Source organism: Stenotrophomonas sp. YJH_SMC_91 (assembly GCF_059368495.1).
In genome coordinates, this window is sequence record NZ_JCAFRT010000008.1 from 64,300 (window position 1) to 78,619 (window position 14,320).

Annotated in this window: 12 protein-coding genes; 8 read left to right on the forward strand and 4 right to left on the reverse strand. The window is 67.2% G+C overall.

Annotation, left to right across the window (positions count from 1 at the left end; translation table 11 throughout):
* Positions 1–510 precede the first annotated feature (510 nt).
* Positions 511–1,125, forward strand: coding sequence for a DUF938 domain-containing protein (locus tag AC5P5X_RS11710; RefSeq protein WP_049397989.1), 615 nt, complete (start codon positions 511–513; stop codon positions 1,123–1,125).
* Here the strand turns inward: AC5P5X_RS11710 and AC5P5X_RS11715 are convergent, their stop codons facing one another.
* The 3 genes from AC5P5X_RS11715 to AC5P5X_RS11725 all read right to left on the reverse strand — a co-directional run bounded on the left by AC5P5X_RS11715 (position 1,126) and on the right by AC5P5X_RS11725 (position 6,557).
* Positions 1,126–2,448 carry a type II toxin-antitoxin system HipA family toxin gene (locus tag AC5P5X_RS11715; protein WP_111189290.1) on the reverse strand — a complete coding sequence of 441 codons (1,323 nt, stop codon included), beginning with the start codon at positions 2,446–2,448 and terminating at the stop codon, positions 1,126–1,128.
* Between the two features lie 3 nt (positions 2,449–2,451).
* The gene (locus tag AC5P5X_RS11720) at positions 2,452–2,709 is read right to left on the reverse strand and encodes a helix-turn-helix domain-containing protein (protein ID WP_005407534.1); all 258 of its coding nucleotides are present in this window, start codon (positions 2,707–2,709) and stop codon (positions 2,452–2,454) included.
* 161 nt (positions 2,710–2,870) lie between these two features.
* Complete coding sequence (locus AC5P5X_RS11725; protein WP_111189289.1) at positions 2,871–6,557, reverse strand: indolepyruvate ferredoxin oxidoreductase family protein; 3,687 nt, start codon at positions 6,555–6,557, stop codon at positions 2,871–2,873.
* A 171-nt stretch (positions 6,558–6,728) separates the two neighbouring features.
* Between AC5P5X_RS11725 and AC5P5X_RS11730 the strand changes: the two genes are divergently transcribed.
* Positions 6,729–7,364, forward strand: a complete 636-nt coding sequence (locus AC5P5X_RS11730; RefSeq protein ID WP_005407536.1) for a tetratricopeptide repeat protein — start codon at positions 6,729–6,731, stop codon at positions 7,362–7,364.
* Between the two features lie 122 nt (positions 7,365–7,486).
* Here AC5P5X_RS11730 and AC5P5X_RS11735 read toward each other — a convergent pair whose 3' ends face one another.
* Positions 7,487–8,971: an AAA family ATPase gene (locus AC5P5X_RS11735; RefSeq protein ID WP_005411847.1), complete on the reverse strand. Its 1,485-nt coding sequence runs from the start codon at positions 8,969–8,971 to the stop codon at positions 7,487–7,489.
* Positions 8,972–9,094: 123 nt separating this feature from the next.
* Between AC5P5X_RS11735 and AC5P5X_RS11740 the strand changes: the two genes are divergently transcribed.
* The 6 genes from AC5P5X_RS11740 (at position 9,095) to AC5P5X_RS11765 (ending at position 14,274) form a co-directional block, all read left to right on the forward strand.
* The gene (locus AC5P5X_RS11740; protein WP_005407538.1) at positions 9,095–9,724 is read left to right on the forward strand and encodes a nucleotide-binding protein; all 630 of its coding nucleotides are present in this window, start codon (positions 9,095–9,097) and stop codon (positions 9,722–9,724) included.
* 49 nt (positions 9,725–9,773) lie between these two features.
* Positions 9,774–10,250, forward strand: a complete 477-nt coding sequence (locus AC5P5X_RS11745; protein WP_005407539.1) for a SixA phosphatase family protein — start codon at positions 9,774–9,776, stop codon at positions 10,248–10,250.
* Positions 10,251–10,254: 4 nt separating this feature from the next.
* Positions 10,255–10,872: a YceI family protein gene (locus AC5P5X_RS11750; RefSeq protein ID WP_005407540.1), complete on the forward strand. Its 618-nt coding sequence runs from the start codon at positions 10,255–10,257 to the stop codon at positions 10,870–10,872.
* Entirely contained in the window at positions 10,869–12,917 is a 2,049-nt protein-coding gene (locus tag AC5P5X_RS11755; RefSeq protein WP_099472833.1) for a phospholipase D family protein, read from the forward strand. The genes AC5P5X_RS11750 and AC5P5X_RS11755 overlap by 4 nt, the downstream gene beginning before the upstream one ends.
* A 10-nt stretch (positions 12,918–12,927) precedes the next feature.
* Positions 12,928–13,362 (forward strand): hotdog fold thioesterase, encoded by a 435-nt coding sequence (locus AC5P5X_RS11760; RefSeq protein WP_005407542.1) that lies wholly within the window; start codon positions 12,928–12,930, stop codon positions 13,360–13,362.
* Positions 13,363–13,482: 120 nt separating this feature from the next.
* Entirely contained in the window at positions 13,483–14,274 is a 792-nt protein-coding gene (locus AC5P5X_RS11765) for a lysophospholipid acyltransferase family protein (RefSeq protein WP_024956258.1), read from the forward strand.
* Positions 14,275–14,320: the final 46 nt, after the last annotated feature.

The following is a 14,320-nucleotide window of genomic DNA, read 5'->3' on the forward strand; positions in this document are numbered from 1 at the left end:
AGAGCGGCATTCCGTGGGATGGCGGGGCGGTGTGGGTGGGCAGGACACGCCGTAAACCCGTCCCTGGGGGCTCGATGGCGCCATCCATGGCGCCAACGGTCCTGCCCACCCACACCGCCCCACCTCTGACAGCTGGCCGGTGGCTGTTGGTGGGTGCCGACCGTTGGTCGGCACATCTGTCAGATATCGAATGAACTCATCCGTGCCGACCAACGGTCGGCACCCACCAAGGCCGTACGCCGTTCCGGCAGATCGCGGAAATCTGTCGAAGGCGGGGTGGGTCCGGTTGAGGGGGCGTGAGCCGCATGGATGCGGCGACCGAGCTTACATGGACGTACTTGCAGCGTCCCCCTCAATCGAACCCACCCCGCCATCCCACGGAAAGCCCGCTTTTGAATTTGACGTGGCTGTTGCCGTTGCTGTGGCTTGAAGCAGGTGCAGGGCTGCAAGCCCTGCCGAGCAACACCCCCTCGTGCACAATGGGGTCGACCCCGCCCGGACCCCGTCCTGATGTCGAGCAAGCCGTATTCAGAAGCCTGCGAGCGCAACCGCGAACCCATCGCCACCGCACTCGACCCGTGGATGGGCGACCGCCATCGGGTGCTGGAGATCGGCAGTGGCACCGGCCAGCATGCGGCCTTCTTCGCCGAGCGCTGGCCGTGGCTGCGTTGGCAGCCCAGCGATCACCCGGACCATCTGCCCGGCATCGAGGCCTGGCGCGCCGAGGCGGCGCTGCTGAACCTGCTGCCGCCGGCGGCGCTGCAGGTGGAACTGCCACCGGCGCCCGGGCTCAGCCTGCCACAGGGCAGCACGTTCGATGCGGCGTTCACTGCCAATACCCTGCACATCATGGGCTGGGAGCACGTGCAGGCGTTGTTTGCCGCGCTGCCGCCGCTGCTGCGCCACGGTGCGCTGCTGGCGGTCTACGGCCCGTTCAACTACGGCGGCCGCTACACCAGCGACAGCAACGCGCAGTTCGATGCGTGGCTGAAGGCACGTGACCCGCGCAGCGGCATACGCGATGTGGAAGCCGTGCAGGCGCTGGCCGAGGACAACGGCTTCACCCGCCTGCGCGACGTGGTGATGCCGGCCAACAACCGCCTCCTGCTGTGGCGGTTGGGGTGATCAAGCCTCGGGGGCCATGCTGGAAAGGCGTGCTGCCGCAGCACGAAGTCCGTTGAAAATCGGTTCGGACACGTTTGAGGGGAAGTCATCCGGGAGCTGACGGGTGACCTGCTGGATGGCGGGCTCGACGGCCGCGATCAATGTCTTGATCCATGGTTCTGCACCATCGGCAACGCCGCAGGCGCGCGCGGTTTCATTCCAGTGCCGCCGTCGCACAAGGTGCAGTTTCCGGTGGCGGTTCTTGCCATGTACGGCCATGGCGAGCTGTGCGTTTCGTGGATCGAGTTGATTGGGTCCCCTGCCGAGGATGGGATATACCGACAGCACGTCGTAGACGGGCGTCAGGCGGAAGCGTCCACCGGCTTCCAGGTGAACACTGAAATTCTTGGCATGGCCGTCGGTTGCGGCCAGCATCCAGAAAAGAATCTGCGTCTTGAAGAAGATCGCGCGATCCTCGGGGTGTTCGGACTGTCGAAGCAGATCCATGATCGGAACGATACCGGGGCCGCCATCGGATTCATACTTTCTGGCAGCCGGCAGACCAAAGACCTGACACATGTCTTCCTGTGGCAGTCGCAGCCACCACCGGCGGTCGGCAGACAGGCGACGGTCAAACCGCTCGACAATGAGAGCACGTTGGTCGTTGAAGCGGCCCATCTGCGTCTCGGCCACGGGGATATCAAAGGCGGAAAGCAGATGCATGCACAGCCATTCATTCTCCACGGACTGATGCATGTCTGCCCGCATGTTGCCAACAATGCCAAGCGGCAGCTTGAAGATGTGAGTGGATGGTGTGTTGCCGGTAGGAATGCACCATTTGCCAGCATGCAGCAGAAGACCGGTCTTTTCCTGCGCACCGGCGATGGAAATGCGGAATGCATCATCACGGCTGGGTGCGCCAGGCAGGTTCCCTGTCGTCACCTGACGCAGGATCGTAGCGACACCTGCTTCGTCCAACACCTCGCACGTGATCTGCTGGATGTCTTCGGGTGGATGCGCTGGCGGCAACAGCTGCACTGCGCCGACACAATCCCGTCCAATGGCTTCAAGAAGATCGAACGTATCGCTGCCGCGCGTGGCGAACCGGTCGCGGATCCGGTTGCGTATGACGACGTTATCGGGAAGAAGGTTATCGAAGTAGTCGTTGACGACGTTGCCCCGATGGCTCTCGCCATCTGGGAGCAGGGGTAGAGAGAGCGACAACGGTCGGGACTGGGGCGAGCTGATCCACTGGCTGACATACGACAACCGGGATGACCCGTTCCGGACATCATCCCAAAGTGCGACTTCCACACCATTCATCCAGACCTGCAGCGTACCCATGGCTCACCACTCCAATGACGACGTGTTCTCCTGGGGACTTCGTTGCTGGAGGCTGACCTCCAGACCCAGCACCGCCCAGATCCGCATCAGGCGTTCAAAACTTGCCGATGCAGGGTCGCGTTCCAGCGCGCCCACTGCCTGGCGGCTGATCCCGAGTCGCTCCGCCAGCTGAGCCTGGCTCAGGCCCGCCTGGCGCCGGAAAGCACGCATCAGGGGCGCAAGTTGTTGGGCTGTCCTCACTGTGTGCAGCGGCCTGTCCATACCGGCAGTCCTCAAGGAAAGATGACCGTACGCCAACGCGTACGCAAAGGATAGGTTGCTTTACGACAAGCAACCTATCGCTTTCTCGCTGAGGAGGCAACCTATCGATTGCTATATCGCTATGCAACCTATAGGTTGCCGTTCCATGACGCAGCGCCGCGTCAAGCCACCTGCACGATATGCAGCGCCTTCGGGTTGCGCCACTGCGCCAGCAGGGCAGCCTCGCGCGCCTTGGCCTGTTCGTAGTGCGCTTCCTTGACGTGGCCGAAGCCGCGGATGTGCTCGGGCACGCTGGCGATCTCCACCGCCAGGGCCAGGCGGCCGTCCTCCAGGCCATCCAGCAGCAGCTGCACGGTGGCTTCGTAATCGGCGATCAGCTGGCGCTCCATGCGCCGCTCTTCAGTACGGCCGAATACATCCAGGCGGCCGCCACGCAGGAACTTCAGCTTGGCCAGCAGGCCGAACGCCTTGAACATCCACGGGCCGTACTCCTTCTTCAGCAGCCGGCCCTGCTCGTCCTTCTTCGCGAACAGCGGCGGCGCCAGGTGGAAGCGCAGCTGGTAGTCACCCTCGAACTGCTGCTGCAGGCGGCGCTGGAAGTCACCGCTGGTGTACAGGCGGGCCACTTCGTACTCGTCCTTGTAGGCCATCAGCTTGAACAGGTAGCGGGCGACGGTCTCGGTCAGCGCGGTGGAACCGCCGATGCGCTCGGCCTCGGTGGCGCGCACGCGTGCCACCAGATCACGGTAGCGGTTGGCATAGGCAGCGTCCTGGTAATCGACCAGGAAGGCGGCGCGACGCTCGATCATTTCGTCCAGCGAGCGCGACAGGCGTGCGTCGTCCAGCGGCAGGAACGCCACGTCGCCACCGTGCGAGGGCAGGCCACGCAGCTCGCGTTCGTCGCCGGTGTTGCGCGGTGCCGCGGTCGCACCCCATTCATTGCCTTCCCACTCGCCCGGCGGCAGCGGGTGCAGCGGGCCGGGGGTGGACTCGGTATCGGTGTGGCGGTTACGCACCAGGCCGGCGGCCTGCTGCACGGCCTGCGGGTCGACCACGGCCAGGCGGCCCCAGGCGAAGGCCTGCTGGTTCATCGCCACGGCGGCGCCATTGAGTTCGATGGCGCGCATCAGCGACTCGAACGACAGCGGCACCAGGCCCTGCTGCCAGGCGTAGCCGAGGATGAACAGGTTGGCGGCGATGGCATCGCCCAGCAGCGCGGTGGCCAGCTGGGTGGCATCGAGCAGCAGCGGCTCCTGGCCGCCCAGGGCTACGCGCACACCGGCGATGATGTCGGCGGCGGGGAACTGCATGTCCGGACGGGTGGTGAACGTGCCCGGCATCGCTTCGTAGGTGTTCAGCACCACCTGCGAACGGCCGGCGCGCACCTTCGAAAGCGCCCAGTAGTCGTTGACCACCACCATGTCGCAGCCCAGCACCAGGTCGGCTTCACCGGCGGCGATGCGCACGGCGTGGATGTCATCCGGGCGGCGTGCGATGCGGATGTGCGTGGTCACCGCGCCACCCTTCTGCGCCAGGCCGGTCTGGTCGAGCACGGTCGCGCCCTTGCCTTCCAGGTGGCCGGCCATGCCCAGCAGTGCACCGATGGTCACCACTCCGGTACCGCCGACGCCGGTGATCAGGATGTTCCAGGGTTGTTCCAGCGTGCCGCGGATGGTTGGTGCCGGCAGGTTGTCCAGCAGCGTGGAGGCATCGCGCTTGCTGCCCTTGCGCGGCTGGCCACCGTGTACGGTGACGAAGCTCGGGCAGAACCCGTTCACGCACGAATAGTCCTTGTTGCAGTTGGACTGGTCGATCTCGCGCTTGCGCCCGAACTCGGTTTCCTTCGGCAGCACCGACACGCAGAAGCTCTTCTTGCCGCAGTCGCCGCAACCCTCGCAGACCAGCGAATTGATCAGCACCCGCTTCTGCGGATCTTCCAGCTTGCCGCGCTTGCGGCGGCGACGCTTCTCGGTGGCGCAGGTCTGTTCGTAGATCAGGATCGAAACACCCTTCACTTCGCGCAGGCGCTTCTGCACCTCCTCCAGTTCGCTGCGGTCGTGGAACTCCACGTCGCTGGGGAAGTGCTCGCGCTGGCCGGTCCACTTGCCGATGTTGTCCGACAGCACCACGATGGTGTGGATGCCTTCGGCGCGCATCTGCCGTGCGATGTCGGGCACGCTCAGCGGGCCGTCCACCGGCTGGCCGCCGGTCATCGCCACCGCGTCGTTGTAGAGGATCTTGTAGGTGATGTTGACGCCGGCCGCGACCGCCTGGCGGATCGCCAGCGAGCCGCTGTGGAAATAGGTGCCGTCGCCCAGGTTCTGGAACACGTGCGGGGTATCGGTGAACGGCGCCTGCCCGGCCCAGGTCACGCCTTCGCCGCCCATGTGGGTGAAGGTGTCGGTGCTGCGGTCCATCCAGGTCACCATGTAATGGCAACCGATGCCGGCCAGTGCCCGCGAGCCTTCCGGCACCTGGGTGGAGGTGTTGTGCGGGCAACCGGAGCAGTAGTGCGGCACGCGCGGGAAGCTGGCGCGCGGCAACGCAAGCTCGGCTTCCTTCTGCTGCATCCACTGCAGGCGTTGTTCAATGGATTCGTTGTTGAAGAACTTCTGGATGCGGCGGCCGATCACGCCGGCGATGGTGGCCGGGGTCAGTTCGCCGGTGGACGGCAGGATCCATTCGCCACTCTCGTCGTACTTGCCGACGATGGACGGGCGCTGGCCCCAGCTGGCCGGCCAATTGAAGAACTGTTCCTTCATCTGGCGCTCGATGAAGGCACGCTTCTCCTCCACCACGATGATGTCTTCCAGGCCCTGCGCGAAGCGCGCGATGCCCTGCGGTTCCAGCGGCCAGGTCATGCCGACCTTGTACACGCGGATGCCGATGTCGGCGCACGCGGCTTCGTCCAGGCCCAGGTACTCCAGCGCCTGCAGCACGTCCAGGTAGCTCTTGCCGGTGGTGACGATGCCCAGCCGCGCGCGCGGCGCATCCATCACCACCTTGTCGATGCCGTTGGCGCGGGCAAAGGCCTGCGCGGCCTTCACCGCATAGCGGTGCAGGCGCATTTCCTGGTCCAGCGGCGGGTCCGGCCAGCGGATGTTGAGGCCACCCGACGGCATCTCGAAGTCTTCCGGCAGCACGATGCGGCGCGCCATCGGATCGACCTGCACCGACGCCGACGATTCCACCGTCTCGGCGATCGTCTTGAAGCCGACCCAGCGGCCGGTATAGCGGCTCATCGCCCAGCCCAGCAGGCCCATGTCGAGGATGTCCTGCACGCCGGCCGGGTTCAGCACCGGCATCATCGCGCTGACGAACTCGTCCTCGCTGCCATGCGGCAGGGTCGAACTGCGGCAGGCATGGTCATCGGCGGCCAGTGCCAGCACGCCACCATAGCGCGAGGTGCCGGCCGCATTGGCATGCTTGAACACGTCGCCGCAGCGGTCCACGCCCGGTCCCTTGCCGTACCACATGCCGAACACGCCCTGCACGTTGGCGCCGGGGAACAGGTTGGTCTGCTGGGTGCCCCATACCATGGTGGCGCCCAGGTCCTCGTTCAGGCCGGGGGTGAACTTCACCTTGGCCGCTTCCAGATGCTTGCGCGCGCGCCACAGTTCCAGGTCGAAGCCACCCAGCGGGCTGCCACGGTAGCCACTGACGAAGCCAGCGCTGTCGATGCCTTCGGCGGCATCGCGCAGGCGCTGCATCAGCGGCAGCCGCACCAGTGCCTGCACGCCACTCAGGTAGATCCGCCCCTCGTTGCGGGTGTACTTGTGGTCGAGCGTGTAATCACGGTCGAGCAGGTCGGCGGAAGAGGGCGAGGTGAGTTGCGCGGTACTGGTCATGGCTGGCCCGGTAGGATCGGCTGGCACCGGCCGCGTGCAGGCACGCGGCGGGAAAGGCGCGAATTGTAGCAGCGGGGCCGTGGTGGGCCCGGCACTCGCGCCCGCGCCGCTGCTGGGGTTAGGATCGGGGCGAGAGAGGGAGGCTGCGGTTGTGCAGCCTGGGGAGAAGGGATGTCAGTTCCAGGAAAGATCCTGGCCAGCGTGCTGCTGGCCTCGGGAGCGGCCACGGCGTGGGCCGCGCCGGCCATGCCGGCACCACAGGAGTTCTACTTCGACAGCGACCTGGCGGCGGCACCGATGGTGGCGATGCAGGGCGAAGGCGATGAGCTGGTCACCCAGCTGGTGAGGCTGCGCGAGCGCGGCCGGCGCGCGGTGGAAGCCACCGTGCAGCTGGCTTCGGTGGCCAGCACCCAGGGCCGTGCCGAGCTGGCCGACCAGCTGTATGGCGAGGCCCTGAAGGAGGCGCCGGCACAGAGCAGCGCGGGCCGCAGCGTGCGTTGGAACTATGGCTGGGACCTGCTGCGCCAGGGCAAGCCGGAGGCGGCGCTGGAGCAATGGTTGTCGTCGGCCGGCAATGCGCGCAGCAAGCCCAGCTGGGTGCCACCCACGTACGCGCTGGCCCTATGGCGGATGGGGCAGAAGCAGGAGGCCGTGCAGTGGTATGCCGCAGCAGTGCGTACCGAGCCGTCGCAATGGAGCACCAGTGCCAATTACGCGCAGCTGCTGCCGCAGTGGCGCGAGGATGAGCGCGCGTCGTTGGCCGAAGTGCAGCAGGCCTGGGCGGCGGCCCCGCCTGCGTGGCCCTGAGGGAGGGGTTCGGCCGGGTTCACGGCGTCCCCCGCGAATCCACCCCGCCCGGCCAAGCGTGGCTTTTGATGTTCACAGGCAACCAGCCGCCACGAGGGGCTGCGCCGTTCGCTGGAAACCCCTCAATCGTCCGCGGAAACCGTCCGCCCCGATGCCCACGCCCGCAGCGCCTCGACCTGCTCGGCCATCAGTACCGACAGCGGCCGCGTCGCACGGATCTCGTTCATCAGCAGCTCGGTATCCAGTGGCCGGCCTTCGGCGTGCGCCGCATACAGCCCGGCCACGATCGCCTGCTCGATCTCCGCACCTGAGAAACCATTCGCCGCGGCCGCCAGCGCCGGCAGCGCGAAGTCGTCGGCATTGAGCTGGCGCCGACCCAGATGCAGTCGCAGCAGTTCCACGCGCACCTCCGGCGAAGGCAGGTCAACGAAGAAGATCTCGTCGAAGCGGCCCTTGCGCAGCAGCTCGGCAGGCAGCTCGTGCACCTGGTTGGCAGTGGCCACGATGAACACCGGTGCCTTGCGCTCGGCCATCCAGGTCAGCAGATGGCCCAGCACGCGGCGTGACACGCCACCGTCCTCGCCACCGCTGGCCAGGCCCTTCTCGATTTCATCCATCCACAGCACGCAGGGCGCCAGCTGCTCGGCCGAGGCCAAGGCCTGGCGCAGGTTGGCCTCGGTCTCGCCGTGGTATTTGTTGTACAGCGCGCCCACGTCCAGGCGCAGCAGCGGTACGCCGAAACCGGCGGCGGTGGCCTTGGCCAGCATCGACTTGCCGCAACCCTGCACGCCCAGCAGCAGCATGCCGCGCGGTGGGTCCAGCCCGGCCGGTGCGGAGCCAGCGATGAACGCCACACGCCGCTGGTTGATCCAGCGCTTGAGCCGGTTGGCGCCGGCCACGTCGCCGAACCGCGCGCTGTCATGCTCGAAGAACAGGTGGCCGCTGCGGTTGAGCAGCTCGAACTTCAGCCGTGCCAGCTGCGGCAGGTCGTCGTCGCGCAGCGCGCCGTCGGCGTAGATCAGCTGCCGGGCGATGCGCCGGGCATCCACCAGGCTCAGGCCCTGCAGGTTCTTCAGGATTTTCTTCACCGCCTCGCTGTCGACTTCGACGCGGCGGCCGCCGTGTTCGCGGGCGTAGGCATCGGCCTCCTCGCGCAGCATCTTCAGCAGGGCGTTGGCATCGGGCAGGCGCGGGTTGAAGCGTACCGCCAGCGCTTCCAGCTCGGCCGGCAGTTCGACCTTGGCGCCGATCAGCACCAGCACGTGCGGTTCGCTGTGGCGGCGCTGGATCAGGTCGCGCAGGGCGCGCTGGTGGCTGGCATAGCCCAGGTAGGGGTGGAAATCGAGCAGCAGGTAGACCCCGCGCTGCCCGGCCTGGCGGATCATCTGCAGGGCCGCGCTGGCGTCGGGTGGCCCGGCCGGCGGATCTTCGCTGTCCAGGTCGATGCGGCGCAGGCCCTCGGTGATCGACCACCGGTGCAGCGCCCGCCAGACGTGCATCAGCGTCTGCCGGAACAGGTCGACGATGCGACCCTCGTCCTGGGTCTCGATCACGATCAGGGGGGTGTTGGCGCGGATCAGTGCGCTCAGGTCCTGCAGCTCGCTCATGCCGGTTCGATCCTTCGGGGGCGCCACGATAGCAAAGGCGATGGCCGCAGGTTCAGCGCGGTGCTACCTCCCGTCACCACCGCCGGTGTACGCTCGGGGCACGTACCCGGAAGCGAGGCTGGCATGAAGACGATCCTGGTGGCCGGTTCCAAGGGCGGGGTGGGCAAGACCACCGTCGCCACCCACCTGGCCGCGTACGCGGCATTGCAGGGCAGGGCCACGGTGATCGCCGACGCCGACCCTCAGGGCTCCAGCACCCGCTGGGCGCAACGGCGGGCCGGGCTGGAAAGCGCGGTGCTCCCCATTGATGTGTATCGGAAGAAGCAATGGGCGCAGAAGCTGCCCGATGGCACCGAAACCGTCATCATCGACGCACCGGCGGGCGCGTTGGCTGACGATATCCCCCATTTCCTTGACGCTGCCGACGCGGTGGTGGTGCCGGTGCTGCCCTCGGCGCTGGACATCGAAGCCATCGTCGGCTTCCTCAACAGCCTGGCCCAGAACCCGCGGGTGCACAGCCGCAAGCTGCCGGTGGGGCTGGTCCTCAACCGCACCAAGCCCTGGACCCAGACCTCGCAGCAGGCGTTGCAGATGCTGGCCGAATGGCCGTACCCGGTGGTCGCGCAGCTGCGTGACAGCCAGAGCTACGTGGTCATGACCGGCCTCGGCCGCAGCCTGTTCGACTACCGCTCGGCCCAGGTGCGGGAGCATCAGGCCGACTGGGAGCCGCTGCTGTCCTGGCTCAAGCTTTGATGCCTGCGTCACTCTTCCTGCTGCATCCTCTTCTTCATGGAAACCCGCGATGCGTGAACTGATCCTGCTGCGCCATGCCCATGCCGAACCGGCTACCCCCGGCCAGGCCGACCTCGACCGGCCGTTGTCGCCGGTGGGGCTCGCCGAAGCCGAAGCCGCCGGCAAGTGGCTGAAGGAGAACAACCTGCTGCCGGACTGCGTGCTGTGCTCACCGGCGCGGCGTACCCGCGAAACCCTGGAAGCCGTGCTCGGCACCATCGGTTACGTGGAAAAGCGCCTGGAAGACCGCATCTACGAAGCCACCCCCGGCACCCTGGCGGCATTGGTGGACGACCGCCGTGATCTCGACCGGGTGCTGATCGTCGGCCACAACCCGGGCCTGGAGCGGCTGGTGGCGTTGATGACCGAGGGCACCAGCAGCGACTACCGCGGCATGCCGCCGGCCGGCATCGCCGTGCTCGGCTTCCCGCGCGAGGCCTCGATCGAGCCAGGCGTGGCCAGCCTGAACGCATTCTGGTGGCCGTGATCCGATGAGCCTGGCGCGGCGCAGCCGCTATCTGCTGCCCGCGCTGCTGGCACTCGGCCCGGCCTGGGCGGCCGTGCCCACGCCGACCACCCTGCCACCGGTGGTCGCCGAAGCGCACCGGGTAATGCGCCTGGATACCCAGCGTTCGCAGATCGGCTTCGAGGTGCGCACCCGTTTCGGGCAGCGTATCGAAGGCCTGTTCCCGCACTTCGAAGGACGCATCGAGATCCTCTCCGACGGCCGCCACCAGGTGCACCTGAAGATGTTCACGCGCTCGGTCGAGATCCCCGGCAAGGCGCGCTATACCGGGTGGATGCGCGGCGAGGAGTTCTTTGATGCCGGCCGCCATCCGGTGGTCGAGTTCGACTCGCTGCCGTACTGGCCGGAAACCGTGGAGAGCGGTGGCGACATCAACGGCCGGCTGACCCTGCGCGGGATCAGCCACCCCGAGACACTGAAGGTCGAGAAGGCGGAGTGCGCCCGACCCGGCTATGATTGCGACGTCGTCAGCCGCGGTACCGTGCAGCGAGGCCGGTATGGCATGGACAGCTGGCAGCTTGCCTTGAGTGACCGAGTGACTTTCGTACTGCGTGCGCGCCTGAGCGAGGCGCCGAAACCGTGAACCTCCTGCTGCGTGTACTGGCGCTGGCAACCGTGTTGCTGGGCAGCGGTTGTGCATCGCTGTCGAATGCCGAGCGCGACCGCGCCGAGGCGATCGCCGTGCAGGCACGTTCGACCGTGGTCGACTGCCAGCGTGCAGACCGCTGTGCACAGGATTCGCCGCTGCGGGCGCTGGCCGGCCGGGCGTTCACCGAATCCACCCCGGAACGACCGCGCCACTACGCCACCCTGCTCGATGAGGGCGAGGGCGCCCTGGTCGCACGCCTGAACCTGCTGCGCAGCGCCACCCGCAGCATCGACCTGCAGACCTACATCTTCGACAAGGACGACAGCGCCCGTCTGGTCATCGACGAACTGCTGGCCGCATCGCGGCGCGGGGTGAAGGTGCGGCTGCTGATCGACCAGCTCTCGGCGATCTCCGACCTGCAGATCCTCGGCGCCCTGTCCGGCGCCCACCAGAACTTCCAGCTGCGGGTCTACAACCCGACCTTCGGCAAGGCCCGGCTGAACTACTTCGACTATGCCGGCAGCGTGCTGTGCTGCTTCCGCCGGTTCAACCAGCGCATGCACAACAAGCTGCTGGTGATCGACGATGCGATCGGCGTGGTCGGTGGCCGCAACTACCAGGACGACTATTACGACTGGGACCGCGAGTACAACTTCCGCGACCGCGATGTACTCATCGCCGGCCCGGAAGCACGTGCGATGGCGGCCAACTTCGACGCGTTCTGGCGCGCACACCGCAGCGTGCCGGCCGAGCGCCTCAACGACGTGGGCCGCACGTTGCTGCGCGAGGGCGTGCCAACGCTGCCGCCGGCCAGCTTCCGCCGCCCGGAACGGGTACAGCGGGTCAGTGCCGAAGCCAACGACACCGAGTTCGTCACCCGTTCCTTCGTCGATACCGCGCTACCGGTGGCTTCGGTGCGCTACGTGGCCGACCTGCCACGCAAGCATCGCCGCGAGAAGGCCGATGCACCGCTGGCCGGCCAGCATGTGACCGAGCCCCAGCTGGATGCGCTGATCGCCAGTGCGCAGAAGGAAGTGATCCTGCAGACGCCGTACCTGGTGCTGTCCAAGCCGGCGCAGAAGCTGTTCCGTGAACTGCGCAAGCGCCCGCAGCCACCGCGCGTGGTGGTGTCCAGCAACAGCCTGGCGGCGACCGACAACCCGATCGTGTATGCGTTGTCGTACAAGTACAAGCGGCGCAACATGCGCGAACTGGGCTTCAACATCTTCGAATACAAGCCGTTCCCGCTGGACGCGCCGGTTGACTACCGCAACCTGCTGCCCGACCCGATCGCTGCGCCCGGGGGGGGAGACGAGGGCGGTCGCAATCCGCTGATCGGTGGCAGTGCTGCCGGCAGCAACGCACGCGGTGGCAGCAGCAGTGGTTCGGATGCCGGCAGCAGGCAGGGCCCGTTGAATCGCCACAGCGATGGTGCCTACGACAACGCACGCGCACGCCGTCGCGCCGCCGGCAGCGAGGTGGAAACGCGCCTGCTGCGCACCGAGACGCGGCCGTCGTTCCTGGGCAGCAAGGCGGTCAACAAGCCGTTGCCGGTCACCCGCAAGGGCGCGCGCATGGGCCTGCACGCCAAGTCGCTGGTGGTCGACCGCCGCATCGGCGTGGTCGGCACCCACAACTTCGATCCGCGCAGCGAGAACTACAACACCGAAGGCGCGGTGATCATCGACGACCCGGTTTTTGCCGAGGAACTGGCGCAGAGCATCCTGCGTGACACCCACCCACAGAACTCCTGGACGGTGGCGCCACGGGCCAAGCCACCGGTGCTGTCGGGGCTGAACTACAGCGTCGGCAAGGCCTCCGAAGCGCTGCCCATCCTTGATTTCTGGCCCTGGCGCTACGCCACCGACTACGAGTTCAAGCCCGGCCCGGAGTGCCCGCAGCCGCTGCCGCGGCAGGATCCTGATTTCCATCGCTGCTACGTCGCCGTCGGCGACTTCCCCGAAGTCAACGTCGGCCCGAAGTGGCTGCTGGTGCGCATGCTGACCGCATTCGGCGCCGGTCTCGTTCCCATCCTCTGAAGGTACCCGCATGGCCCAGGTGTTCCGCGAAGCCGTTTCCATCGAGCAGCTCAACGCGCTCAGCCGCAACACGGCGATTGAATCCCTGGGCATCGTCTTCAGTGCCGCCGGCGAGGACTGGCTGCAGGCCACCATGCCGGTGGATGAGCGCACCCGCCAGCCCTACGGCATCCTGCACGGCGGTGCCTCGGTGGTGCTGGCCGAGACCCTGGGCAGCAGCGCCGGCAACCTGTGCGTGGATACCGGCAAGCAGGTCTGCGTGGGCCTGGAGATCAATGCCAACCACGTGCGTGCCGTGCGCTCGGGCACGGTCACCGGCACCGCCCGCGCGCTGCACGTCGGCCGCAGCACCCAGCTGTGGGAGATCCGCATCGAGGACGAGCAGGGCCGCCTGGTATGCATCTCGCGGCTGACCCTGGCGGTGGTGGCTGCCGGTCACGGCTGAGCCCCCCTGGGGCTCGTTGACGGCAGCGGAACCCAGCGTTCCCCGCCGATTGCCCCGGTCGATGGCGGTTATGGCCTAAATCGGCTGGCAGCGATGACGGCCCTCCGGTATCGTGCGCGGATGACTTCCCCCACTCCGGCCCCCCGTGGCGGCGTGGCGCGTGTGTGCCGTTACCTGTACCGCGTACCGCTGCTGTTGGTCCACATCATCGTGTTCCTGCCGCTCATCCTGATCGGCATGCTTCCGCCGTGGGGCGAACTGCGCGTGGGCGAGGCGACCTTCGGCGCCAAGGTGGTCAACTGGTGGCAGGGCGGGCTGATGTGGATCTTCGGCTTCCGCCTGGTGCAGGTCGGCGCGCCGCTGCCCGGTGCCGTGCTGTTCGTGGCCAACCATGTCAGCTGGGTGGATATCTGCATCCTGCACAGCCAGCGCATGATGGGCTTCGTCGCCAAGCGCGAGATCGCCAGCTGGCCGCTGGTGGGTTGGCTGGCCGCGCGTGGCCAGACCATCTTCCACCAGCGTGGCAACACCGAATCGCTCGGTGGCGTGATGCAGGTGATGGCCGACCGCCTGCGCGAGGGCAAGGCCGTGGGCGTGTTCCCGGAAGGGCGGACCCGCGGCGGTCACGAAGTGGGCCCGTTCCACGCCCGCATCTTCCAGGCCGCGGTCGAGACCGGCGTGCCGGTGCAGCCGGTGGCCCTGGTGTACGGGGCGAAGGGCGACGCGCAGACCATCGTCGCGTTCGGTCCGAACGAGAGCTTCTTTGCCAATTTCCTGCGCCTGCTCGGCGAGCCGGCGCGACGTGCCGAAGTGCACTTCCTGGCGCCGATCGGTGCACAGGACCTGGAAGGCCGTCGGCGCATCGCGGAAACCTCGCGCGCGCGCATCGTGGCGGCCATGAGCGCCGGGTGAGGCTGCGGTGGCCCTGATCCCGCCACCTGTCCTGGACGCCGGTACG